At 55.6% G+C, this 25,302-nt stretch carries 19 protein-coding genes; 9 read left to right on the forward strand and 10 right to left on the reverse strand.

Annotation, left to right across the window (positions count from 1 at the left end):
* Window position 1: 1 nt before the first annotated feature.
* Window positions 2-886, reverse strand: a complete 885-nt coding sequence (locus tag BH712_RS15600; RefSeq protein ID WP_032673457.1) for an ROK family protein — start codon at window positions 884-886, stop codon at window positions 2-4.
* A 166-nt stretch (window positions 887-1,052) separates the two neighbouring features.
* Here BH712_RS15600 and aldB point away from each other — a divergent pair, with 166 nt between their 5' ends.
* Window positions 1,053-2,591 (forward strand): aldehyde dehydrogenase AldB, encoded by a 1,539-nt coding sequence (aldB, locus tag BH712_RS15605; protein WP_006808612.1) that lies wholly within the window; start codon window positions 1,053-1,055, stop codon window positions 2,589-2,591.
* Between the two features lie 99 nt (window positions 2,592-2,690).
* On the opposite strand, the gene BH712_RS15610 is transcribed toward aldB, so the two are convergent.
* Window positions 2,691-4,640, reverse strand: a complete 1,950-nt coding sequence (locus BH712_RS15610) for a glycoside hydrolase family 127 protein (protein ID WP_032673456.1) — start codon at window positions 4,638-4,640, stop codon at window positions 2,691-2,693.
* Between the two features lie 10 nt (window positions 4,641-4,650).
* Window positions 4,651-6,051 carry an MFS transporter gene (locus BH712_RS15615; protein ID WP_006808610.1) on the reverse strand — a complete coding sequence of 467 codons (1,401 nt, stop codon included), beginning with the start codon at window positions 6,049-6,051 and terminating at the stop codon, window positions 4,651-4,653.
* 224 nt (window positions 6,052-6,275) lie between these two features.
* Here BH712_RS15615 and BH712_RS15620 point away from each other — a divergent pair, with 224 nt between their 5' ends.
* Both BH712_RS15620 and BH712_RS15625 read left to right on the forward strand, forming a co-directional pair.
* The gene (locus BH712_RS15620; RefSeq protein ID WP_006808609.1) at window positions 6,276-7,094 is read left to right on the forward strand and encodes an AraC family transcriptional regulator; all 819 of its coding nucleotides are present in this window, start codon (window positions 6,276-6,278) and stop codon (window positions 7,092-7,094) included.
* 93 nt (window positions 7,095-7,187) lie between these two features.
* On the forward strand, window positions 7,188-7,643 hold the full coding sequence (locus tag BH712_RS15625) for a 4Fe-4S dicluster domain-containing protein (protein WP_032673455.1): 456 nt from the start codon (window positions 7,188-7,190) through the stop codon (window positions 7,641-7,643).
* Between the two features lie 7 nt (window positions 7,644-7,650).
* Here BH712_RS15625 and avtA read toward each other — a convergent pair whose 3' ends face one another.
* Together avtA and BH712_RS15635 are read right to left on the reverse strand one after the other, a co-directional pair.
* Window positions 7,651-8,904 carry a valine--pyruvate transaminase gene (gene avtA, locus BH712_RS15630; RefSeq protein ID WP_032673454.1) on the reverse strand — a complete coding sequence of 418 codons (1,254 nt, stop codon included), beginning with the start codon at window positions 8,902-8,904 and terminating at the stop codon, window positions 7,651-7,653.
* Between the two features lie 237 nt (window positions 8,905-9,141).
* Window positions 9,142-11,172 carry an alpha-amylase gene (locus BH712_RS15635; protein ID WP_032673453.1) on the reverse strand — a complete coding sequence of 677 codons (2,031 nt, stop codon included), beginning with the start codon at window positions 11,170-11,172 and terminating at the stop codon, window positions 9,142-9,144.
* A 314-nt stretch (window positions 11,173-11,486) separates the two neighbouring features.
* Here BH712_RS15635 and BH712_RS15645 point away from each other — a divergent pair, with 314 nt between their 5' ends.
* Window positions 11,487-12,311, forward strand: coding sequence for a protein bax (locus BH712_RS15645; RefSeq protein ID WP_006808605.1), 825 nt, complete (start codon window positions 11,487-11,489; stop codon window positions 12,309-12,311).
* Between the two features lie 35 nt (window positions 12,312-12,346).
* On the opposite strand, the gene xylR is transcribed toward BH712_RS15645, so the two are convergent.
* From xylR to xylF, 4 genes are all read right to left on the reverse strand, one after another.
* Window positions 12,347-13,525 (reverse strand): D-xylose utilization transcriptional activator XylR, encoded by a 1,179-nt coding sequence (xylR, locus tag BH712_RS15650; protein ID WP_006808604.1) that lies wholly within the window; start codon window positions 13,523-13,525, stop codon window positions 12,347-12,349.
* Window positions 13,526-13,559: 34 nt separating this feature from the next.
* Window positions 13,560-14,741: a xylose ABC transporter permease XylH gene (xylH, locus tag BH712_RS15655; protein ID WP_003860151.1), complete on the reverse strand. Its 1,182-nt coding sequence runs from the start codon at window positions 14,739-14,741 to the stop codon at window positions 13,560-13,562.
* A complete protein-coding gene (locus BH712_RS15660) occupies window positions 14,719-16,260 on the reverse strand; it encodes a xylose ABC transporter ATP-binding protein (RefSeq protein WP_006808603.1) in 1,542 nt (513 codons plus the stop codon). The genes xylH and BH712_RS15660 overlap by 23 nt, the downstream gene beginning before the upstream one ends.
* A gap of 72 nt (window positions 16,261-16,332) precedes the next feature.
* Complete coding sequence (gene xylF, locus BH712_RS15665; protein WP_006808602.1) at window positions 16,333-17,325, reverse strand: D-xylose ABC transporter substrate-binding protein; 993 nt, start codon at window positions 17,323-17,325, stop codon at window positions 16,333-16,335.
* A gap of 370 nt (window positions 17,326-17,695) precedes the next feature.
* On the opposite strand from xylF, the gene xylA reads away from it, so the two are divergent.
* Window positions 17,696-19,018, forward strand: a complete 1,323-nt coding sequence (gene xylA, locus BH712_RS15675) for a xylose isomerase (protein WP_026080557.1) — start codon at window positions 17,696-17,698, stop codon at window positions 19,016-19,018.
* Between the two features lie 60 nt (window positions 19,019-19,078).
* The gene (xylB, locus tag BH712_RS15680) at window positions 19,079-20,533 is read left to right on the forward strand and encodes a xylulokinase (protein ID WP_006808599.1); all 1,455 of its coding nucleotides are present in this window, start codon (window positions 19,079-19,081) and stop codon (window positions 20,531-20,533) included.
* A 52-nt stretch (window positions 20,534-20,585) separates the two neighbouring features.
* Here the strand turns inward: xylB and BH712_RS15685 are convergent, their stop codons facing one another.
* Window positions 20,586-21,581, reverse strand: coding sequence for an acyltransferase (locus BH712_RS15685; RefSeq protein WP_006808598.1), 996 nt, complete (start codon window positions 21,579-21,581; stop codon window positions 20,586-20,588).
* A 184-nt stretch (window positions 21,582-21,765) separates the two neighbouring features.
* Here BH712_RS15685 and BH712_RS15690 point away from each other — a divergent pair, with 184 nt between their 5' ends.
* From BH712_RS15690 to glyS, 3 genes are all read left to right on the forward strand, one after another.
* Window positions 21,766-22,071, forward strand: coding sequence for a YsaB family lipoprotein (locus BH712_RS15690; RefSeq protein WP_006808597.1), 306 nt, complete (start codon window positions 21,766-21,768; stop codon window positions 22,069-22,071).
* Window positions 22,072-22,231: 160 nt separating this feature from the next.
* Window positions 22,232-23,143: a glycine--tRNA ligase subunit alpha gene (gene glyQ, locus BH712_RS15695; RefSeq protein WP_003860141.1), complete on the forward strand. Its 912-nt coding sequence runs from the start codon at window positions 22,232-22,234 to the stop codon at window positions 23,141-23,143.
* 9 nt (window positions 23,144-23,152) lie between these two features.
* Window positions 23,153-25,222 (forward strand): glycine--tRNA ligase subunit beta, encoded by a 2,070-nt coding sequence (gene glyS / locus BH712_RS15700; RefSeq protein WP_006808596.1) that lies wholly within the window; start codon window positions 23,153-23,155, stop codon window positions 25,220-25,222.
* The last annotated feature ends 80 nt before the right edge of the window (window positions 25,223-25,302 follow it).

Below are 25,302 nucleotides of genomic sequence, written 5' to 3' on the forward strand. Positions count from 1 at the left end.
GTTAAGCGCTGCGCGCCTGCTTCTGCTTAGCCAGCCAGACCGCGCCCAGCCTTCCCGCCTGGTTACCCAGCTCGCAGGGAAGGATGGGCACCCGGAGCGCCTCCCACTCTTCGAATCGCTGTAGGTATTTATCCAGCAGGAGATAGATTTTCTCCTGCTCGCTAATGCCGCCGCCAATCAGCACCGCCTGTGGATCAAACATAGATATCACGCTGTAAATGCCGCGCGAGAGGAAATGTGCCCACTCTTCTATGGCCTCACGCAGATGCACGTCGCTGTCCATGCGTTTAAACAGCTCTTCCCCGTCAGGCATCTCCTCTTCCGACACGGCCAGCGCGCGGCGGCAGGCTTTCATCAGGCCGCTGGCTGACGCCACTTCGTGCATCGGTTCGCCGTTGTTACCCACGGGCAGCACGCCAAATTCGCCCGCCCGGTAGTGCGACCCACGGTAGAGATCGCCCTCCATGACGATACCGCCGCCGATACCGGTGCCGATGGTGATGCAGACAAAATGCTCATAGTCCTTACCGGCGCCCTGCCAGCGTTCGCCCAGCGCCGCGCAGTTGGCGTCATTCTCGGCTGTGACGGGGAGATCGGTCAGCTGTGCGAAAAGCTCGCACAGGTTTTCGCCGTCAAGATAATCCAGCGCCCCGGCTTTGGCCGCTTCGCCGGTATGGTGATTAATATGGCCCGGGAAACTCACGCCGATGCCGACGATCTCATACTCCTGGCGGTACTTATCCACCACCGTTTTCCACTTCTGTTTGAAGGTGCTTTCATCGTCAGGCGTATCATATTCATCGGATGTCAGTTCTTCGCCGTTTTCATTAATCACGCCGTGTTTGATGTGGGTTCCGCCCACGTCAAAGCCGATAAATAGCTGCATTGCATCGTTCCTCATGAGCCCCTGAGCTATTAAGTATGGCTCCGGCGGCAGAAACGAAACGTAAAGTACGGTAATCCGTGATACGGCTCGTAAACCCGTTACCGGCTGGCGAGAAAATCACCAGCCGGAACTACCCTTGTTGTACACCTACTGCAAGGAGACGATCATGACAAACAATCCTCCCTCATCGCGTATCCAGCCTGGCGAGTATGGTTTTCCCCTTAAGCTCAAGCCCCGTTATGACAACTTTATCGGTGGCGACTGGGTGGCACCCGTCGACGGTGAATACTATTCCAACCTGACGCCCGTCACCGGCCAGCCGCTGTGTGAAATTGCCAGTTCGGGCAAGCGGGATATTGATTTAGCGCTGGATGCGGCGCATAAGGCGAAAGATAAATGGGGACAAACGTCCGTTCAGGACAGAGCGGCCATTTTGTTCAAAATCGCCGATCGGATGGAGCAGAATCTGGAGCTGCTGGCGACCGCTGAAACGTGGGACAACGGCAAGCCGATCCGGGAAACCATGGCGGCGGACGTGCCGCTGGCGATTGACCATTTCCGTTATTTTGCCTCCTGCATTCGTGCCCAGGAGGGGGGAATCAGTGAAGTTGACAAAGATACCGTGGCGTATCACTTCCACGAGCCGCTCGGCGTGGTAGGGCAAATTATTCCCTGGAACTTCCCGCTGCTGATGGCAAGCTGGAAAATGGCGCCCGCGCTGGCGGCAGGTAACTGCGTTGTGCTGAAACCCGCACGCCTGACGCCGCTTTCGGTACTGCTGCTGATGGAGGTGATTGGCGACCTGTTGCCGCCGGGGGTGATTAACGTGGTCAACGGGGCTGGAGGCGAGATTGGCGAATATCTGGCTACTTCAAAGCGTATTGCCAAAGTGGCGTTTACCGGCTCAACGGAAGTGGGTCAGCAGATCATGCAGTACGCGACCCAGAACATCATTCCGGTCACGCTGGAGCTGGGCGGGAAATCGCCGAACATTTTCTTTGCCGACGTGATGGATGAAGAGGACGCCTTCTTCGACAAAGCGCTGGAAGGGTTTGCGTTGTTCGCGTTTAACCAGGGTGAAGTCTGTACCTGTCCGAGCCGCGCGCTGGTGCAGGAATCAATCTATGAGCGCTTTATGGAGCGGGCGATCCGGCGCGTGGAGTCGATTCGCAGCGGTAATCCGCTGGATAACGTCACCCAGATGGGGGCGCAGGTATCGCATGGTCAGCTGGAAACCATCCTCAACTATATTGATATCGGCAAAAAAGAGGGGGCCGATGTGTTGACCGGCGGTCGTCGTAAGGTGCTGGGCGGCGATTTGCAGGAGGGTTACTACCTTGAGCCGACCATCCTGTTCGGTAAGAACAACATGCGCGTTTTCCAGGAGGAAATTTTTGGACCGGTGCTGGCCGTCACCACGTTTAAAACCATGGACGAAGCGCTGGAACTCGCCAACGACACGCAGTATGGCCTGGGGGCTGGCGTCTGGAGCCGTAACGGCAATCTGGCCTATAAAATGGGGCGCGGCATTCAGGCCGGACGCGTATGGACCAACTGCTATCACGCCTATCCGGCTCATGCGGCGTTTGGCGGCTACAAGCAGTCGGGCATCGGGCGTGAAACCCATAAGATGATGCTGGAGCACTACCAGCAAACGAAATGTCTGCTGGTCAGCTACTCCGATAAACCGCTGGGGCTGTTTTAAACTTCCTGCGCAGGCCGCCTCGGGCGGCCTGAGCCAGCCTACGTTTTACTCCCTCTCCCGTGGGAGAGGGCTGGGGTGAGGGCAACAGACCGCCGCTATTCAGCCCTCATCCACCCATATCCGCATTTCCCCTTCTCCCCGGTTTGCCCAGCTAAACCATGGAATAAAGGTCAGCGTCCGGGGCTGACGTTCTACCGGCGAGCGATCGTACTGCCACAGGGCATTAGTGTCCTTCGCCTGATACCCGATCCCCTCTGCCTGTATCAGCATTTTATGCGCGAAAATGCCTTTGCCTTCAAATACCCGAAACGCGCTGTCTTGTGGCAAAGAAAGGTTATGCAGATTTGCGCCGTTATCGGCCTCTTCCAGGCAGTAAACCAGCGGCCCGCGCTGGAGCGCGACTTTCCCCGCCTGCTGGCGCACCTGCGGGTTGCCATACACGCGGCGAACCGGCATCGGTAACGTCAGCGACAGCGTATCGCCTTCCTGCCAGCTGCGGTTGAGGTATAGGTATCCCCGGGAGACCTCGCCGGTAATGGCTTCGCCATTCAGCGAAACCGCCGGTTCAGCGCACCAGTCCGGCAGCCTCAGGGCCAGCGTGTGAGTCACCGGAACTGGCGAGGTTATCTCGATTTTCACCTGCTCATGCCACGGATAGTTGCCGCTAATCCGCAGCTGGAGGATGTTATCCCCAACCGGAATGGCGACGTCGTTCCCCACGTACAGATTGATCAACAGCGCGTCCGGGCGAACGGTATAAATGTAGTGCCCCAGCGAAGTCAGGACGCGCGCAATATTCGGCGGGCAACAGGCGCAGCCGAACCAGCGCTGACGCACCGGTTTCACGTGGTCATAGATATGGTTGAAGGCCAGCGTTTTCGGGTGTACTTCCAGCGGATTCACATAAAAGAAATGCTTACCGTCGAGCGCCATGCCGCCCAGCACCGTGTTGTACAGTGCACGCTCCATCACGTCGGCGTAGTGGCCGTCTGCCTCCATCTCCAGCATCCGGCGGGCAAACATCATCAGGCCAATGGAGGCGCAGCTTTCCGCATATACCGTATCGTTGGGCAGATCGTAATCGCTGCTGAACGCCTCGCCGCTGCTTTGCGAGCCAATCCCGCCGGTAATGTACAGCTGGCGCTGCGCCATGTTGTTCCACAGCCGCAGACAGTCCTGGCGTTTGCCTTCGTCATTGCTCAGGCGCGCCAGGTGCGCCATGCCCGCCATCAGGTAGACGAAACGCACCGCATGGCCGATAGCCGTTTGCTGTTCGGCAAGGGTCTGATGCGCCTGGCTGTAGGCTTTGTCCTTGACCATCCACGCCGGGCCATAGGTATTCCAGTAGGACGTTTTGCCGCGCTTCTCGTATTCAATGTCGTAGAAGTGAGGCTGTGCGCCGCGTTCCTCAATGAAATATTTCACCATGTTGAGATAGCGTGGCTCCTGCGTGACGTCGTACAGCCGCATCAGCGCCAGCTCGATTTCCGGGTGTCCCGGATAGCAGTGCAACTGCGTCTCGCCTGGGCCAAACACGCCGTCGATATGGTCCGCCAGCCTGCACACCACGTCCAGCAGGCGGCGCTTTCCGGTTCCCTGGAAATACGCCACGCCCGCTTCAATCATATGTCCGGCGCAGTACAGTTCGTGGCATTCCGCCAGATTGGTCCAGCGCTCCTCGGGGGCTTTCACCGTGAAATAGGTATTGAGATAACCATCTTCGCACTGCGCCGCCGCGACCAGTTCGATCACCTCGTCGGCGGTTTTTTCCAGTTCAGCATCCAGCTTCTGGCACAGGGACCACGCCACGGCTTCGAGCCATTTCGCCACGTCACTGTCCTGAAATACCATCCCGTAAAACTCCCCCTGTTCCAGACCGGCCGCGATGCGAAAGTTGGCGATGGCGTGGCTGGGTTCGGCCTCTGCCACGCGGTCGTTAAGCGCCTCCCACTGGTAGGGGATCACCACATCGCGGACCAGCCGTTGGTACTGACCAAGAAACGGGTCGTTGATTTTCAACTGGTGAAGGTCGGCTTCCATTATGGTCATATCGTTCTCCTCAGGACTGTACATGACGCTGGCGCAAATCGGTGGCAATGCGCGACATCACGGGATTGTTAAGCCTGCACCAGCGGATAGCGACCGCCAGCAGCAGGTGGAAAAGGGCAGGGAGTAGCGTCTCCATGGCGGTGATGCCCTGCAATGAGGCGGGTGTCTGGTTACCCGCGCCTGGCTGATAGGCCACGGCAATAAACACCAGGCTGATGATCCCGGCGCTGGATGCCCACGCGAGCTTGATGAAAAACAGGTTGAAAGCGAAGTTCATGCCCGATGAGCGCACGCCGGTTTTCCATTCGCCGTAATCATCGGCAAAGGCCATCAGCGAGAAGTGCAGCGGCAGAGTGAAGCCCAGGATCACGCCGTTGCTTAAAATGACGATCAGCCAGAGCGTCTGGTGCGCCGGGCCACCCGGCAGAAACCACATGCCCACCGCAAGTGCTGCGAGCACCAGGTTGGTGTAGTAGTAGAGTTTGACGGTATCCATTCGGCGCGACAGCGGGTTGACGATCACCGCACCCAGAATGGCGGCAAAGGTCACCATGGTGAAAAACAGCGAGGTGTACGCCGCGCTGCCCTGAAGCACGTAGGTGATGAAGTACATGTATCCGCCGCCGCGAATGTTGAATACGTTAATCAGCAGGAACGACATCACCAGCATCAGCAGCAGCTGATCGTTTTTACGCAGGCCCGCCAGATGCTCGCGCAGGGTGAATTTGCCCATCAGCGCCAGCGGGACGCGCTCGCGTACCCAGAAGAAGCAGCACAGGAACATCACCACGGCGATGGCACACAGCACGCCGACGCCCAGTTGATAACCCCGGGCGGCATTGCCCTGGCCCAGCGCCGCCACCAGCCACGGCAGGCCAACGGAGACCAGAAAGCCCGCCACGCCGCACAGTACGAAGCGCCAGGACTGGCAGGATATGACCTCGTTGTGGCGGGTGGTCATGGTATTGATCAGCGCACAATACGGCACGTTGATGGCGGTATAGCCCACGGACAACAGCAAATAGGTGCCGAACGCCCAGGCGATTTTCACGCCCATGCTGGCGTCCGGGACGGTAAAGGTCAGCACGCCGATGATGCCGATGGGAAGCGCGACCCACAGCTGCCAGGGACGAAAACGTCCCCAGCGGCTCTGCGTGCGGTCAGCAATCACGCCCATCACCGGATCGGAAACTGCGTCAAATACCCGCAGGGCTATGAACAGCGTGCCGACGAGCGCGGGCGTCAGGCCAAACACATCGGTATAGAAAAAGGTCAGAAAATTCATGATCAGACAGGTGATTACCGTGCCGCCCGCGTCACCCAGGCCGTAGCCAATTTTTTCGCGGACCGACAGCCGGTCATCGGCTACCTGTTTTGCAACTTCAGCGTCTGTAATCGGTGTGGAAGTCATGGGGTAACTCCTCGATAAACGATTTTTATCATATTTGTGCAAGGTACCCCATTTATTCTGCATTCAACGGGCAGACCAACAAGGGAAGGGAAAAGTATAAAAAGGTGACGATTCCGACCTGATGATAAAAGTGTGAGTTTGATCGAGCGGTTATGCTGATATTTATTAATAATCAAAGAATAAAGGCAATATTCGCCACCATAAAAGCGGAAAAATGAATATCCATGCTTGAATTATCCATAGCACTTCCGATTAAGGTTCAAAATGGCGGGTTATTTATCTCCCGGGGCGTGGGCCGTCATCCCGCACGAAAATTATCATCGTGGGAGATTATTTTTGTCGAAAAAGGGACATTAACGATCCAGGAGGAAAATACGCTTTTTGAGGTAAACGCTGGTGAGAGTTTATTACTTTGGCCGAAGCGGCGGCATGTCGGGGTGGACGATTTTCCGGGCGATCTGAAATTTTACTGGCTGCATTTTGAGGTGGATGAACGCTTGCCTGCGTTGCCAGGCGCGTCGCCGCTGTCGATTGAGCAACACTGTAGCGTTCGGGATCCGCAATATGTTATTGCGTTATTCCGACAGTTTTTAAGCGAGCAGGAAAAATTACAGCGTAGCCAGGCGCTGGAGATCATTTTGCTGTTAATTTTGCAGCAAATATCGCTCTCGCCGGGATATGAAGATAAAGCGGATGATGCGGGCGCGGCAATGGCGTGGAAGGCCAAACAGCTTATCCGTACGCATTTTCATTTGCCCATATCCACTTCGCAACTGGCGAAAGAGCTGCACTGCAACGCTGATTACCTTGGGCGAGTATTTCGCCGGACGTTTCATTTAACCCTGACGGAGGCAATTCATCGCCAGCGCGTCAGGGCCGCTGAAAAACTGTTGCTGAACGATGCGGCCTCGTTAACTGAAGTGGCCGCCCGGTGCGGTTTTAATGACGTGGGTTATTTCCGGCAGATATTTTCGAAACATACCGGGTTAACGCCCGCCGTGTGGAAACGGCGGTACTGTAAAGAGCATATTAATTCCGGCTAAGCGCCGCCTCTTTGACTCATCACACCTTCGCTGCCTGAAACGTTATGTATGATGTGCCCGGAACCGGGTTTTAACGTGCACGAGGCGTAACACATGAACCAATTTATCATGGCGGATTCGGAAAAATGTATCGGGTGTCGCACCTGTGAGGTGGCGTGCATATTGTCGCATCAGAATGATGCTACGCCAGGTGCTGTTACGTCCCGTATTCGGGTGGTTAAGGGCGATACGTTCACCACGACCGTGGGCTGTCACCAGTGTGAAGACGCACCCTGCGCGAATGTCTGCCCGACGCAGGCAATTCACCGCACTGCCGGGGCCTGGCTGGTGGAGCAGGCGCGCTGTATCGGCTGCAAAAGCTGTATGGTGGCGTGCCCGTTCGGGGCAATGCAGGTTCGGCTCGTGGAAGATCGCGTTCAGGCGTTGAAATGTGATTTGTGCGTGCATCGCGAAGGGGGTCCCGCCTGCGTCGAAGCCTGTCCCACCCACGCGCTGCGCTGCATAGACCCCGCCAGATTACGCGCGGAACGGCTGCGTAATCTGGCCTGAGGTCGTTTTAACCGGCTTCGCGCCAGGCGTTCTCAATCTCTTCGGCGAGAATTTTCACCCCCGCTTCGATTTTTTCCGGGTCCGGGACGTAGTTCATGCGCATGCACTGGTGCGTGTGCGGCCATGGCTTATCCAGCCCCGGGAAGAAGTAATCTCCTGGCACCATCAGCACGCCACGTTTTTTCAGACGCTGATAAAGCAGCTCTGTCGTAACAGGCAGATCCTTAAACCACAGCCACAGGAAAATGGCCCCTTCCGGTTTATGGATCAGGCAGCGTTCTTCCGGTAAATAGCGGCGAAGGATGGCGATGGTTTCCTGAACGCGCTGAGAGTAAAACGGCTTGATCACCTCATTCGACAGGCGCAGCAGGTCGTTACGCCTGATCATCTCGCACATCATCGCCGGGCCGATGCCGCCTGGCGAAAGGCTGATAATGCCGTTCATGTTGGTAATGGCGGTGATGATTTTCTCGTTAGCAATGATAATGCCGCAGCGGCTGCCCGGCAGGCCCAGCTTGGAGAGGCTCATGCACAGCACAATATTCGGGTTCCACAGCGGGCGCGCTTCGCTGAAGATGATCCCCGGGAACGGTACGCCATAGGCGTTGTCGATCACCAGCGGGATGTCGTGCTGATTCGCCAGCGCATCCAGCTTCATCAGCTCGTCGTCGGTGATCACGTTGCCCGTCGGGTTGGTGGGACGGGATACGCAGATCATGCCCGTCTCTTCACCGATATGCAGATGTTCAAAATCGACGTGATATTTGAACTGACCCTCTGGCAACAACTCGATATTCGGACGCGCGGACACAAACAGGTCTTCTTCGAGGCCGGCATCGGCATAGCCGATATACTCCGGTGCCAGCGGGAACAGCACTTTTTTTGTGGTGCCGTCGGCGCGGCGTCCGGCGAAGAGATTGAACAAGTAGAAAAACGCGCTCTGACTGCCGTTTGTCAGTGCAATATTCTGTGGTTCGATATCCCAACCCAGCGCTTCCCGCAGCATTGCCGCCAGAAGCGTCAGTAGTTCGGTTTTACCCTGTGGGCCGTCGTAATTACACAGCGCATCGGTTGCTTTACCGTTTTCCAGCATGTCTGCCAGCAGCGTCTGGAAGTAGGTGTTCATCTCCGGAATTTGAGCCGGGTTTCCGCCGCCAAGCATGATAGCGCCTGGGGTGCGCAGCCCGTCGTTGAGGTCCTCCATCAGGCGGGTAATGCCTGAATGGCGGGTAAATTTGTCGCCGAATTGTGAAAACGTCATAGCAGGTGATCTGTCGGGCTTAATATGAAAGGCAGTAACCATAACGCCAGCACCGTGTTGGTGCAAATCGGCGAATGTGGTCGGATTTGTTGTTTTATGTGGCGGGTTTGTATTTGTGTGGTGAATTGTTCTGGTGAATGCCCCTCACCCCGGCCCTCTCCCCAAAGGGGCGAGGGAGAAAAAACGCACCGTGCCATCCCCTCTCCCCCCCTGGGGAGAGGGTTAGGGTGAGGGGGTCTATTGATTACCCGCCCACACCACCATCACCTTATCGCCTTTGTGCTCGCGCACAAAGCCGTAGCCTTCTTTCATCGACAGCGTGGTTTGCTTGCCTTCACCTACCGCCGGATGACGGGCGCGGAACTGCCCCAGAAGCTGCCAGTGGGCGACAGTTAACGCCTGTTTACCCGTGACGTCCTGCCAGTTCATATCCGAACGGGTTCCCTGTAGCGGATCGGAGCCCGTCGGGCCGAATGGACGCTCTGATTCATCGCCGTAATAGATCTGCACGCTTCCCGGTGCCAGCAGCATTAATTCAGCGGCGCGCTGGCCCCCTTCACGGAACAGACGCGTATCGTGGGAGGAGAGATAGCTCAGCACATTGAAACTTTGCAGCTTTTCTGCCATCTGCTGCCAGGTCAAATCCATATCCGCCAGACAATCCACCGCTTTCGCCGCCTGCTCCTGATAGTCAAAGTTGATCATCGCATCGAAGCCGTGGCGGTAATAATCGCTCTGCATCACGCCATGGCCCCAGGATTCACCGGTCATCCAGAATGGCGCATCGTCGAGTTTTTTGTCCGGGTTGGCGGCTTTCCACGCGGCCAGCGCCTGGCTGGCCTGGTTTTTCAGTTGCTGCCAGGCTTCAGGCTCAACGTGTTTAGCGGTATCGACCCGAAAACCGTCGATGCCGTAGTCACGTACCCACTGACTGAGCCAGTGGGTCAGATAATCCCGGGGGGTGAAATTCGTCATCACCTTCGCGTTGGTGTCGGGCTTATGTTGATAAAAGTTTGGCAAACCTGACGGGATCTTAGATTCCGTTTTCAGATCCGGCAGGAAGGCCAGCGACATGGTCAGATCGTCAAAGCCCGGGTTGTCGTAATCACCGATATCGGTACGGATCCATTTTTTACCCCACCACTTTTCCCATGCGGCTTTATCACTGAAGTTGATGTAATCGTTGAAGCTGTGCCAGCTTTGGCCCGCGCCTGGCTTCCAGTCAGTCCAGCGCTCACCGAGGATTTTTTTCAGTTCATCTCCCTGCAAATACAACGCGCCAAACTGATACTCCTGCATATCGGCAAGCGTCGCATAGCCCGCGTGATTCATGACAACGTCAAACAGGACGCGGATACCGCGCCGGTGCGCTTCATCGACAAGCTGGCGCAAATCTTCTTCGTTGCCCATGTTGGCGTCGAGTTTCGTCCAGTCCTGGGTGTAATAGCCGTGATAGGCGTAGTGGGGGAAATCCCCTTTCGTGCCGCCGCCAACCCAGCCGTGGATCTGCTCCAGCGGAGAGCTTATCCAGAGCGCATTCACGCCCAGCTGCTGAAGATAATCCAGTTTGCTGGTAAGCCCTTTAAGATCGCCGCCGTGGAAAGTACCAATCTCCTGCATACCGTCTTTATGGCGGCCATAGCTGTTGTCGTTGGTGGGGTCGCCATTCACAAAGCGATCGGTCAGCACGAAATAGACGGTGGCGTTTTGCCAGCTGAACGGCGCGGGTTTGTCCGTCTCGGCGCGCTCAAGCAGCAGCAGGCCGTTGCTGTTGGCGGCTGGCTGAAGCGTGACTTTGCCATTTTGAACGGTCGCGGTCTGTTTGCTGTAAAAATCACGCACCACCGTGCCTTCCGGGAAGGTGTTAACGACGTCGATCGTGAGCGGTTGGCCGTCCCACTTCGGGCACTGGCGGGTAACGTTAGCGACAGGCTGTGGCGCCGCACTGTTCACCGTCAGCATCAGCGTCGGCGTTCCCGAGCGCGTATCAATACGCATCTGATAAACGCCGTCACGGAATAACCGCCACTGCGGCGGGGTGCCTTCGCACGGTTTGAGCGACAGCATCTCGTTGAGCTTAATGGCATCTGTCGGCTGCCAGCACGCGTTGTCAAGACTCAGCGTCAGCGGGCGGGTACCCTTCGCAAGCCTTGCCTGGCTGGTAAAAACGCCGGTACCTTCAGCGTTAAACGCGTCAAATCCTGGCGATGACCAGTCGGCATGCGCGAGTGCGGGTAACATCAGAACAGCTAATGCAGTGCGTTTCATTCCATTTTCCTGTCGCGGCATTTTTGACCAGTGTGCCATTCGGTTCAGGGGAAAAACTCCTCCTCTGAGGCTTTCTGCCAGGAGGACGCGAAGGGATGAGTGATCCCGCGCAAAATTAGGCAGTTATCTGCGATATCGCGCACATTTTTCCAGTGTTGATGCTTTAATGAGCACGTTCCGGATGACATAGTTTCGGAATTGGACTATTTGTATACGTGCTCTTGAGGACTATTTTTGGTATGATTTGAGATTCCGCTCTCAAATTTTTGAAGAAAATAAGGTGTTGGAATGCTTATATCCGACCAGGAGACCTAATGATATCGACTCCCATTCGACGATATGGGGCCGCGATACTCATGTTACTCACCATGGCATTTTCAGGTGAGGTGCTTGCAAAGACGCACACGGATACAACGAGTAAGAAAGCCCACGTAATAAAGACGACAAGCAGTAAGGTTAGCAGTAAACAAGAGTATTCTCGCAATAGTGCAAAGAGTAGTTCACTTCCTGATTTGCGAAAATACCCTTCCGGAACACCAAGAAAAAAAGCGTTTCTCCGGACGGTAATGCCTTACATTAAAAGTCAAAATGCCGCGATTACTGCGGATCGTAACTGGCTGATCTCCAAACAGTACGATAGCCGCTGGTCGCCGTCTGAGCGCACTCGCCTGAAAGACATTGCCAAACGCTATAAAGTGAAGTGGAGCGGGAACACGCGTCGCGTGCCGTGGAATTCACTGTTAGAGCGTGTGGACATCATTCCAGGCAGTATGGTCGCGACAATGGCTGCCGCCGAAAGCGGTTGGGGCACCTCGAAGCTGGCGCGCAACAACAACAATCTGTTTGGCATGAAATGCGCAAAAGGTCGTTGTACCAATGCACCCGGCAAGGTGAAGGGCTATTCACAGTTTGAATCGGTGAAAGATTCCGTGAATGCCTATGTGGTGAACCTGAACACCCATCCGGCCTACTCCTCGTTCCGTAAGTCACGCGCACAGTTGCGTAAGGCGGATCAGGAAGTAACGGCCACGGCGATGATCCACAAGCTGAAAGGTTATTCCACTCAGGGACAGCGTTATAACAATTACCTGTTCTCCATGTACCAGGATAACCAGCGTCTGATTGCCGCGCATATGTAATGAAAAACGCCTTCCACTGGAAGGCGTTCTCTTTTCTAGAGCAGGACTTCACTGTACCGTTCCCGGTACTCCTTCGGCGTGGTGTCGTACTCTTTCCTGAACACCGAATAGAAATACTGTAGCGACGGGTAACCGCACATCTGTGAAATCTCGTTGATCGACAGCGAGGTGGAGATCAGCAAACTGCGCGCTTTCTCCAGCTTTTCCGCATGGATCACGGCGTGAATGGTCTCACCGACTTCCTCTTTGAACCGTTTTTCCAGATTCGAACGTGAAATACCGACCGAATCCAGCACCTGATCGACCTTAATCCCTTTGCAGGCATGATTGCGAATGTAGTGCATTGCCTGAATCACGGCCGGATCGTTTAAGGAACGGTAGTCAGTTGAGCGACGCTCGACCACGCGAACGGGCGGAACCAGCAGACGCTGGAGCGGCAGGGATTCTTTGTCTAACAGCCTGTGCAGCAGCTTCGCGGCCTGATAGCCCATCTGACGGGTACCCTGAGCCACGGATGAGAGCGCCACGCGTGACAGATAGCGCGTAAGCTCTTCGTTATCAATACCAATCACGCACAGCTTTTCCGGCACCGGAATATGCAAATGTTCGCACACCTGTAATACGTGGCGGGCGCGGGCGTCCGTCACGGCGATGATCCCGGTCTGTGGCGGCAGCGTTTGCAGCCAGTCAGCCAGGCGATTCTGTGCGTGCTGCCAGTTTTCTGGCGCGGTTTCCAGCCCTTGATAAACGACGCCGCGATACTTCTCCTGAGCGACCAGCTGGCAGAAGGCATATTCACGCTCCATCGCCCAGCGCTTTCCGCTGGTGGCGGGCAATCCGTAAAACGCAAAACGATGTACGCCTTTCTCCTTTAAATGGAGAAAGGCGGTCTCGACCAGGGCATGGTTATCCGTGGCGATGTAGTGAACGGGGGGATAATGTTCCGGTGAATGGTAAGAGCCGCCAACGCCCACGATAGGCACGTCGACGCCACTCAGCAGCTGTTCAATCACGGGGTCGTCAAAGTCGGCGATGACCCCGTCTCCCAGCCAGTCTTTGATGTTCTCCAGACGGGTACGGAAATCTTCTTCGATGAAAATATCCCATTCCGATTGCGACGCCTGCAAATATTCACCAACCCCTTCAACCACCTGCCGGTCATAGGCTTTGTTGGCATTGAATAACAACGTAATGCGGTGACGCTTTTCAAACATGGCTCATTTTCCCAGATTAGTCACGATACTGTTATCAGGCGCGCCGCTTGGTGGCAGAGTCCATCCAGACTGCCAGCAAAAGAATGGCACCCTTGACGATATACTGCCAAAACGTCGGCACGTCCATCATACTCATCCCGTTATCCAGCGAAGCCATAATAAATGCGCCCATCACCGCACCCGCCACGCTGCCAATGCCCCCGGCGAGGCTGGTCCCGCCAATCACGCAGGCGGCGATGGCGTCCAGTTCGGCAATGTTACCGGCGGAGGGGGAGCCTGCCCCCAGACGCGAGCTGAGGATCAGCCCCGCGATGGCCACCATCAGACCGTTGATGGCAAAGACGGCGAGTTTCGTTCGCTCGACGTTGATCCCGGATAAACGCGCGGCCTCCAGGTTGCCGCCGATGGCATAAATACGGCGGCCAAAAGCGGTACGTGTGGCCATAAACATCCCACCTAACAGCAGCAGGGCCAGCAGCAGAACGGGCGTTGGGACGCCGCGATAATCGTTTAGCAGCCAGATGGCGCCCAGCACAATCACCGCAGTAAGCGCCTGACGACCGACAACCGAGGTTGAAGCAGGCGAGGCCAGACCCAGCGCCTGGCGACGCATACGTCCCCGCCATTGCCACGCCACAAACGCCATCAGCCCAACCACGCCGATCGTAAAACCGACGCCATCAGAGAGGTAGCTTTGGCCAATCTGGGACATAGAGGCGCTGGTAGGGGAGACGGTGGTGCCGTTGGTGATCCCAATCAGAATACCGCGGAAGGCCAGCATCCCCGCTAAGGTGACGATAAACGACGGAACTTTCCGGTAGGCTACCCACCAGCCATTCCACGCCCCCAGCAGCAGACCCAGTACCAGCGTGACCGCAATTGTCAGCGGCAGCGGCCAGCCGAGCCAGACGTCAAAAATTGCCGCCACGCCGCCGAGGAGACCCATCATCGACCCTACCGACAGGTCAATTTCCGCTGAGATAATCACGAAGACCATCCCCACCGCCAGGATGCCGGTGATGGCGGTCTGACGCAGCAGGTTAGAGACGTTGCGGGCGCTCAAATAGGAGCCATCGGTCATCCAGGTAAAGAACAACATGATGACGATAATGGCGGCAATCATCACAAAAACTTGCAGATTCAGCGATTTAAGTCCTGCGAACGCACCGGGCGTCGGAACAGCGACTTTGATATCAGACGGGTTGCTTTTCGACATGGCGTTCGCTCCTTAAGGCAGCTTCCATCACCTGCTCTTGCGTCAGGTTCTGGTTGTTCAGATTGGCTTTGAGCTTCCCTTCATGCATAACCAGCACGCGGTCGCTCAGGCCCAGCACTTCAGGCAATTCGGACGAGATAACAATGACGGCAATGCCTTGCTGCACAAGCTGGTTGATCAGCTTGTAGATTTCATACTTCGCGCCGATATCGATCCCGCGGGTGGGTTCGTCCAGAATTAAAATGCGCGGATTAAGCAGCAGGCAGCGCGCCAGAATCGCTTTTTGCTGGTTGCCGCCGCTCAGGCGTCCTATCGCCAGCTCCGGCGAGGATGTTTTTACCTTGAGTCTGGCAAGGGACTGAAGAATACACTGCTGCTCTGCGGCATCATCCAGGCTGCTCAGCGCACCGGAAAACTGGCTGAGCGCCGCCAGCGTGATATTTTTTCCTACCGCCATTACCGGCACGATACCGTCTTTTTTACGATCTTCTGGCACCATGGCAATGCCTTTGGCAATGGCCTGCTGGCAGTTGTCGATTTTTACCGGCTGACCGTCGATATAAATTTTGCCTTCCCAGCGCCCCGGCCAGACGCCAAAGAGACACTGTACGGCCTCGGTTCTTCCGGCCCCCACTAAACCGGCAATGCCGAGAATTTCGCCGCGATGTAGTGAGAAAGAGAGGTTATCCACGCGCTTGATATGGCGGTTAACGGGGTGCCACGCCGTCAGGTTTTCCACGCGCAGGAGTTCTTCGCCAATCGCGTGCGGTTCGCTGGGGTACAGCGCGGTGAGTTCACGGCCCACCATCATGGTGATGATGTCATCCTCGCTCATGCCTTCTGCTTCACGCGTACCGATGTGCTGCCCGTCGCGGATGACACAGATGGTGTCAGAAATGGCTTTGACCTCATTGAGCTTGTGCGAAATATAGATGCAGGCGATGCCGTGGTTTTGCAGGTCGCGGATGATATTGAGCAGAACGGCCGTTTCCTGTTCGGTGAGTGAAGCGGTTGGCTCGTCGAGGATCAGCAGGCGTACCTGTTTGTTCAGCGCCTTGGCGATCTCCACCAGCTGCTGCTGGCCCAAACCTAAGTCGCCCACACGCGTATCCGGTGAGATAGCCAGGCTCACCTGAGCCAGCAGTTTTTCGCAGCGCAGCGTCATGGTGTCGTAATCCAGCACGCCGTGGCGTGAGAGTTCGGCCCCGAGGAAGATATTTTCCAGCACGGTGAGGTGCTTCACCAGCGCCAGCTCCTGGTGAATGATCGCGATGCCTTTACGCTCGGTATCACGAATGTGCGTGGCCTGGAGCACCTCTCCGGCAAAGACGATTTCGCCCTCGTAGCTGCCGTGCGGGTAGATCCCACACAACACTTTCATCAGCGTGGATTTTCCCGAGCCATTTTCGCCACACAGCGACATCACTTCGCCGGGATTCAGCCGCAGGCTCACGTTGTCGACCGCTTTCACCGCCCCGAAGGCTTTAGTGATGCTTTTCATTTCAAGTAAATAAGACATAACTGCTCCGCATAGCCCGACAGATGAACAGGGCAGAACGATGCGCCCCTGCCGGGCAGGGGCTGCGCTGGATTACAGTTCACTCTTCTTATGGAAACCGTCTTTCACCACCGTGGCGTCAATATTCTCTTTGTTGACCTCGATAGGGGTAAGCAGGCGAGCAGGTACGTCTTTCAGGCCATTATTTAACGTCGCGTCTGCTTTAGGTTGTTGACCATTGCCCAGCTCAACGGCAATTTCAGCGGCCGTATTGGCAAGCTCGGTAATGGGCTTATAGACCGTCATGGTCTGAGTCCCCGCGATAATGCGTTTGACACCCGCAAGGTCGGCGTCCTGACCGGAAATAGCGACTTTTCCGGCCAGACCTTGCGCGCTTAGCGCCTGAATGGCGCCACCCGCAGTAGCATCGTTAGAGGCCACCACCGCATCGATTTTGTTGTTATTTGCGGTCAACGCGTTTTCCATAATTTTCAGCGCGTTTTCCGGTAACCAGCCATCAGCCCATTGGTCGCCGACGACTTTAATTTTGCCCTCATCGATATAGGGCTTAAGCACTTTCATTTGCCCCTGGCGGAACAGCTTGGCGTTGTTATCCACAGGCGAGCCGCCCATCAGGAAATAATTCCCTTGAGGCACTTTTGCGACCAGGCTTTTAGCCTGTAATTCACCCACCTTTTCATTGTCGAAAGAAATATAATAATCAATGTCCGCATTATTAATCATGCGGTCATAAGCCAGGACTTTTATGCCTTCCTGTTTTGCTTCTTTCACCACGTTGCTTAATACCTGGCCGTTATACGGGATAATGACCAGCACATCGACGCCACGGTTGATCATATTCTCGATTTGCGACATTTGCGTCTCTTCGTTGCCGTTAGCGGATTGCACGAACACCTCCGCGCCGAGAGATTCCGCTTTTTTAACAAAGATATCGCGATCTTTTTGCCAGCGCTCCAGGCGCAGGTCATCGATTGCCATGCCAATTTTGACCTCTTTGGCGTGGCCAGCAAAGCTTGCAAGCAGGAGAGTGGTGCAGAGCGTTAGGGTCAGGTTCTTTATCTTCATAATTATTAGGCCTTTTGTAGGGGTATGTGTCGCTGAGATAAAAGAAACATTCACTGCTGAGACGCAGCAAATTTTTAACGTGGAAAGTCCTGCTGGCAATTACAGATTTTTATCTTCTCATTACGATATTTGGTTTATTTCTGAATTTATGACCGCGATCGGATTTTAAAAAGCGTAACCTATTAATTACATTTGATTCTGGAATACGCGCCGAAAAATAGTTTGTCTGCACATTATTTTGCGAGTCAGCGCACAATTGCGCATTCTCTCAATAGCAGTGTGAAATAACGTAATTGAGCAACCCCCAATGTCTATTCACTATTACTCCAGAAGCAAGACCACGCCGCATACCCTGATTATGGAGCTCAATATGCAAGCTTATTTCGACCAACTCGATCGCGTTCGTTTCGAAGGCACGAAAACGACCAATCCTTTAGCATTTCGTCACTACAACCCGGATGAGCTGGTGCTGGGTAAGCGCATGGAAGATCACTTGCGCTTTGCCGCCTGCTACTGGCACACCTTCTGCTGGAACGGTGCCGATATGTTCGGCGTGGGCTCTTTTGACCGTCCATGGCAGCAGCCGGGCGAGGCCATCGAGCTGGCGAAGCGTAAAGCCGACGTCGCGTTCGAGTTCTTCCATAAACTGAACGTGCCGTACTACTGTTTCCACGATGTGGACGTGTCGCCGGAAGGGGCATCGCTGAAAGAGTATCTGAACAATTTCGCGCAGATGGTCGACGTACTGGCTGAAAAACAGCAGCAAAGCGGCGTCAAGCTGCTTTGGGGTACGGCTAACTGCTTTACCAATCCTCGCTATGGCGCGGGCGCGGCAACCAACCCGGACCCGGAAGTCTTCAGCTGGGCGGCAACCCAGGTTGTGACCGCGATGAACGCCACGCATCAGCTGGGCGGTGAGAACTATGTGCTCTGGGGCGGTCGTGAAGGCTATGAAACGCTGCTGAATACCGATCTGCGCCAGGAGCGTGAGCAGATTGGCCGCTTTATGCAGATGGTGGTGGACCACAAACACAAAATCGGCTTCCGCGGTACGCTGCTGATTGAGCCAAAACCACAGGAGCCAACCAAGCATCAGTATGATTATGATGTCGCCACCGTGTATGGCTTCCTGAAGCAGTTTGGTCTGGAAAAAGAGATCAAAGTGAACATTGAGGCTAACCACGCCACCCTGGCGGGCCACTCATTCCATCACGAAATTGCCTCTGCGATTGCGCTGGGCATCTTCGGTTCGGTGGATGCGAACCGCGGCGATCCGCAGCTGGGCTGGGATACCGACCAGTTCCCGAACAGCGTCGAAGAAAATGCACTGGTGATGTACGAAATCATCAAAGCGGGTGGTTTCACCACCGGCGGCCTGAACTTCGATGCCAAAGTACGTCGCCAGAGCACCGATAAATACGATCTGTTCTATGGTCATATTGGCGCGATGGACACCATGGCGCTGGCGCTGAAAGTGGCGGCCCGTATGATTGAAGACGGCGAGCTGGATAAGCGCGTGGCGAAGCGCTACAGCGGCTGGAACAGTGAGCTGGGCCAGCAAATTTTGAAAGGTCAGTTATCCCTTGCGGAGATCGCGAAGTACGCTGAACAGCATCAGCTGGCGCCGCAGCACCAGAGCGGCCATCAGGAGTTGCTGGAAAACCTGGTCAATCACTACCTGTTCGATAAATAACAGCATCCAGGCCCGGTAAGCGCAGCGCCACCGGGCATTTCTGTTAAAGGAGTCACCACAATGTACATCGGGATCGATCTTGGCACGTCGGGGGTGAAAGCCATCCTGTTAAGCGAGCAGGGCGATGTGTTAGCCACGCAGACTGAAAAGTTGCAGGTTTCACGTCCGCATCCGCTTTGGTCGGAACAAGATCCGGAGCAGTGGTGGCAGGCGACGGACCGCGCGATGAAAGCCTTAGGCGAGCAGCACAGCCTGCGCGACGTGAAAGCGCTGGGCATTGCCGGGCAAATGCATGGCGCAACGTTGCTGGATAGCCAGCATCGTGTTCTGCGCCCGGCTATTCTCTGGAATGATGGCCGCTGTGCAGAAGAGTGTGCGATCCTTGAAGAGCGTGTGCCCACGTCCCGCGAGATTACGGGCAACCTGATGATGCCCGGTTTTACCGCGCCAAAACTGCTGTGGGTGCAGCGCCATGAGTCCGAAATTTTCCGTCAGGTAGCGAAGGTTCTTTTGCCTAAAGACTACCTGCGTTTTCGCATGACGGGGGATTTTGCCAGCGACATGTCTGACGCCGCGGGCACGATGTGGCTCGACGTGGCGAAACGGGACTGGAGCGAGGCGATGCTGGATGCCTGCCAACTGACGCGCGACCATATGCCTGCGCTGTTTGAAGGCAGTGAAATCACGGGCGCTTTGCAGCCTTCCATTGCTGAACGCTGGAATATGCCAGCCGTACCTGTTGTCGCTGGCGGCGGCGATAATGCGGCGGGGGCGGTCGGCGTAGGCATGGTCGAGGCTGGGCAGGCCATGCTCTCGCTCGGCACCTCCGGCGTCTATTTTGCCGTCAGTGACGGGTATCGTAGTAACCCTGAAAGCGCCGTACACAGCTTCTGCCACGCGTTGCCGGGTAAATGGCATTTGATGTCGGTGATGCTGAGTGCGGCTTCCTGCCTCGACTGGGCGGCAAAGCTTACCGGAATGGCGGACGTCCCGGCGCTTATCACCGCGGCACAGCAGGCGGATGATAATGCCGGTGCGGTCTGGTTTTTACCGTACCTTTCCGGCGAGCGAACGCCGCATAACAACCCGGAAGCGAAAGGCGTGTTCTTCGGTCTTACCCATCAGCACGGCCCGGCAGAGCTGGCGCGCGCGGTGCTTGAAGGCGTTGGCTATGCTCTGGCGGACGGAATGGATGTCGTGCATGACTGTGGACTGACGCCATCCAGCATTACGTTAATTGGCGGCGGTGCGCGAAGCAGCTACTGGCGGCAAATGCTTTCCGATATTAGCGGGTTGCAGCTGGACTATCGTACCGGGGGGGATGTCGGCCCGGCGCTCGGTGCGGCACGGCTGGCGCAAATTGCGCTGAACCCGGATAAACCACTGCACCTGCTTTTGCCCCAGTTGCCGCTTGAACAGGAGCATCGTCCTGATGCGAGAAATCATGCTCGCTACGCCGAAAGACGAGACGTGTTCCGCAAAATCTATCAGCAGCTTTTGCCGCTAATGTCATAAACAGGAGCCGGGTGGCGCTAACGCTTACCCGGCCTACCAGCCTTCAACCGGGTTAGCTCACAAACCTGCGCGTATCGATTCTTTGCAGCAACATTGACAGCAGCAGGCTGACAACCAGCGTAGCGGTGAATATCCAGACGATATCCAGCACCGGCCAGCTTTTCAGCTCAACGCCGCGGGTGCGCAGGGCGTGGATCACCAGCGCGTGAAAACCGTAAATGCCCAACGAGTGGCGAGAGATAAACCCCAGCACCGGAAGCGGGCGGGCATTAAGGGTGTTTTTAACCAGCGTCAGCAGAGAAATCGCGCAGATAAAGACCATTGGGCCGCAGTACAGATACCAGGTATCGGCAAAGTTGCCGCGCCATTGCAGTTCGTGCAGCGTCCCGCGAGAGATAATAAACACACCGGCGATAAATGCTGCCGCACAAAGCCAGTTTACTCCTCGCTTTTGCGTCTCCATCATGCCGATGGCGCGCCCCAGCATGCCGTACAGCACGTAATAAAACGTATCGCCGTTGATATAGAGGTTAACGGGCAGCCATTCAAAGCCGTCAATTTTTTGCGAGATGGTATTCGGATTGGCCACGATCCCGATGACCACCATCAGCGCCAGCAGCATTTTACCGCTGACGTTTTTAACCTGAATTAACGGTGACACCAGATAAATAACGATTATCGCGAAGAAAAACCACAGATGATAGAACACCGGTTTTTGCAACAAATTGAGCAGGGAACGTTCAGCGTTAATTGAAGTGAACAGGACGATATAGAGCAGCGAAATGGCGCTGTAAAACAGCAGACAGGAGACAATACGGATGAAATGTCTCGGCTGTGCGCTACGCTCGCCAAAAAAGAGAAAACCGGAAATCATAAAGAACAGTGGGACGCTCACGCGGGAGGCCGAGTTCAGAATATTGGCGACATCCCAGTTAACAGGGCTGATACTGTGCGCGTTCGTGACATACCAGGTCGTTGTGTGGATCATCACCACCATCAGACAGGCTATTCCCCGCAGGTTATCAATCCAGTTAATTTTTGACTGCATCAGTTCCTCTGTATTCCTGATAAAGAAAGTGTGACTGCGATTGTGTAAAACTTTTCCCTTGGAAAATTCTGAGTTTAGCCAGGCTAACTTGTAGGGAGCAGGCGAGATTCGCAGAATGACGGACTTTAATCTATAAACGTGTTGCTACTAAAAATAACAGCCACTGACCAGGGCGGTAATAAAAATGATGATGAAGCGTGGGGCGTCACTCTTTCTGCTGCTCTTATTAACAGGATGCACTGCTTCTGAGGAGATGCCTGCCCAAAAAGCGCAGCAGGGGAAAATGAGCCCGGAGCGTTCCCTGAATATGGAACAGCTGTGCAGGGATCAGGCCGCTCACCGCTATAATTCCGAAGCACAGAAAATTCATATAAACGGCTTCGAGCGCTTTCAGGGCAGCTATGAGCTGAAAGGCTATACGGCACGTAAAGAGGGCTTTGTCTGTTCATTTGATGCAGACGGCCAGTTTTTACATCTCTCAATGCGTTAAATTGCTCGTATAAGCAGCAACCAGAGCCTTCGCAGGTTCTGGCTGTAGGGCTTATTCCCCAATTTTCCCTAAACAACCCCGTTTCGTACTGTATATCTTGCAGCCAGCGGGTATACTGATCCCTTCCATTTAAAACCACACGTATCCAGCACGAAATACTATGCAAAAGTTTGATACCAAGACCTTCCAGGGCCTGATCCTGACCTTACAGGATTACTGGGCTCGTCAGGGCTGCACCATTGTTCAACCTTTGGACATGGAAGTTGGCGCAGGCACCTCACACCCGATGACCAGCTTGCGCGCGTTAGGGCCAGAGCCAATGGCGACCGCCTATGTGCAGCCATCCCGTCGTCCGACCGATGGCCGTTACGGCGAAAACCCGAACCGTTTGCAGCACTACTATCAGTTCCAGGTGGTGATTAAGCCATCACCCGACAACATTCAGGAACTGTACCTCGGGTCACTGAAAGAGCTGGGTATGGATCCGACCATTCACGACATTCGTTTCGTGGAAGATAACTGGGAAAACCCAACGCTGGGTGCCTGGGGTCTGGGTTGGGAAGTGTGGCTGAACGGCATGGAAGTGACCCAGTTCACTTACTTCCAGCAGGTTGGCGGTCTGGAGTGTAAGCCGATCACCGGTGAAATCACCTACGGTCTGGAACGTCTGGCCATGTACATTCAGGGCGTAGACAGCGTTTACGACCTGGTCTGGAGCGACGGCCCGCTGGGTAAAACCACCTACGGCGACGTGTTCCATCAGAACGAAGTGGAGCAATCCACCTATAACTTCGAATACGCGGACGTGGACTTCCTGTTCACCTGCTTCGAGCAGTACGAGAAAGAGGCCCAGCAGCTGCTGGCGCTGGAGACTCCGCTGCCGCTGCCTGCCTACGAGCGTATTCTGAAGGCTGCCCACAGCTTCAACCTGCTGGATGCCCGCAAAGCCATCTCCGTGACTGAACGTCAGCGCTACATTCTGCGTATTCGTACCCTGACCAAAGCCGTTGCAGAAGCTTACTACGCGTCCCGTGAAGCCCTTGGCTTCCCGATGTGCAACCGAAACAAATAAGAGGCGGCCATGTCTGAGAAAACTTTCCTGGTGGAAATTGGCACCGAAGAGCTGCCACCAAAAGCCCTGCGCAGCCTGGCTGAATCTTTCGCTGCGAACGTCACTGCCGAGCTGGATAACGCTGGCCTGGCACACGGTAAAATTGAGTGGTTTGCGGCCCCGCGTCGTCTGGCGCTGAAAGTGGCAAACCTGGCGGCGTCCCAGCCGGATCGTGAAGTTGAAAAACGTGGCCCGGCGATTGCCCAGGCGTTCGACGCGGAAGGCAAGCCGAGCAAAGCGGCAGAAGGCTGGGCGCGCGGCTGCGGTATCACCGTTGACCAGGCCGAGCGTCTGACCACCGACAAAGGTGAATGGCTGCTGTATCGTGCCCATGTGAAAGGCGAAAGCGCAGAAGCGCTGCTGCCAGATATGATCGCGACCTCGCTGGCTAAGCTGCCCATTCCTAAGCTGATGCGCTGGGGCGCGTCCGACGTACACTTTGTGCGTCCGGTTCACACCGTGACCCTGCTGCTGGGCGATACCGTTATCCCGGCGACCATTCTGGGCGTGGCGTCCGATCGCGTGATCCGCGGCCATCGCTTTATGGGCGAGCCGGAGTTCACCATCGACAATGCTGACCAGTACCCGCAGATCCTGCTGGAGCGCGGCAAGGTCATTGCTGACTACGAACAGCGTAAAGCCAAAATCAAAGCGGACGCAGAAGACGCGGCGCGCAAAATTGGCGGCAACGCTGACCTGAGCGACAGCCTGCTGGAAGAGGTGACTTCTCTGGTGGAATGGCCGGTTGTGTTGACCGCGAAATTCGAAGAGAAATTCCTGGCCGTTCCGGCAGAAGCGCTGGTGTACACCATGAAGGGTGACCAGAAGTACTTCCCGGTTTACGCCAACGACGGCAAGCTGCTGCCAAACTTCATCTTCGTGGCGAACATCGAATCGAAAGATCCGAGCCAGATTATCTCTGGTAACGAGAAAGTGGTGCGTCCGCGTCTGGCGGATGCCGAGTTCTTCTTCAATACCGACCGTAAAAAACGTCTGGAAGATAACCTGCCGCGTCTGCAAACCGTGCTGTTCCAGCAGCAACTGGGTACGCTGCGCGACAAGACCGACCGTATCGCGGAGCTGTCCGGCTGGATTGCCCGTGAAATTGGCGCCGACGTTAACCATGCCACCCGCGCGGGTCTGCTCTCCAAGTGCGACCTGATGACCAACATGGTGTTCGAATTTACCGACACCCAGGGCGTAATGGGTATGCACTACGCGCGTCACGACGGCGAAGCGGAAGATGTGGCGGTAGCCCTGAACGAGCAGTATCAGCCGCGCTTTGCCGGTGACGATCTGCCGTCCAACCCGGTGGCCTGCGCCGTGGCGATTGCCGATAAGATGGACACCCTGGCGGGTATCTTCGGTATCGGTCAGCATCCGAAAGGCGACAAAGACCCGTTCGCGCTGCGTCGTGCTGCGCTGGGCGTGCTGCGAATCATCGTAGAGAAGAACCTGAATCTCGATCTGCAAACGCTGACCGAAGAAGCGGTGCGTCTATACGGCGACAAGCTGACTAACGCGAAGGTCGTGGACGATGTGATCGACTTTATGCTCGGTCGTTTCCGCGCGTGGTATCAGGACGAAGGTTACTCCGTTGATACCATTCAGGCGGTGCTGGCGCGTCGTCCGACTCGTCCGGCAGATTTCGATGCGCGTATGAAAGCGGTATCCCACTTCCGTACGCTGGAAGCGGCGTCTGCGCTGGCCGCGGCCAACAAGCGTGTATCCAACATCCTCGCAAAATCCGACGAGACGCTGAACGAGCGCGTAAACGCTGCGACGCTGAAAGAGCCGGAAGAGATTTCCCTGGCGATGCAGGTTGTGGTGCTGCGCGACAAGCTCGAGCCGTACTTTGCGGAAGGGCGCTACCAGGAAGCGCTGGTGGAGCTGGCGGAGCTGCGTGACGTCATCGACGCCTTCTTCGAGAAGGTGATGGTGAACGTGGAAGATAAAGAGCTGCGTATTAACCGTCTCTCGATGCTTGAGAAACTGCGTGAGCTGTTCCTGCGTGTGGCGGATATTTCGCTGCTGCAATAACGTAAAAAACCCGCCCCTGACAGGCGGGAAGAACGGCAACTAAACTGTCTCTCTTCGCCAATGGCGCCATAACTGCGTTG

Origin of the sequence: Enterobacter hormaechei ATCC 49162 (assembly GCF_001875655.1) — a bacterium.
In the GTDB taxonomy this organism is placed as follows: domain Bacteria; phylum Pseudomonadota; class Gammaproteobacteria; order Enterobacterales; family Enterobacteriaceae; genus Enterobacter; species Enterobacter hormaechei.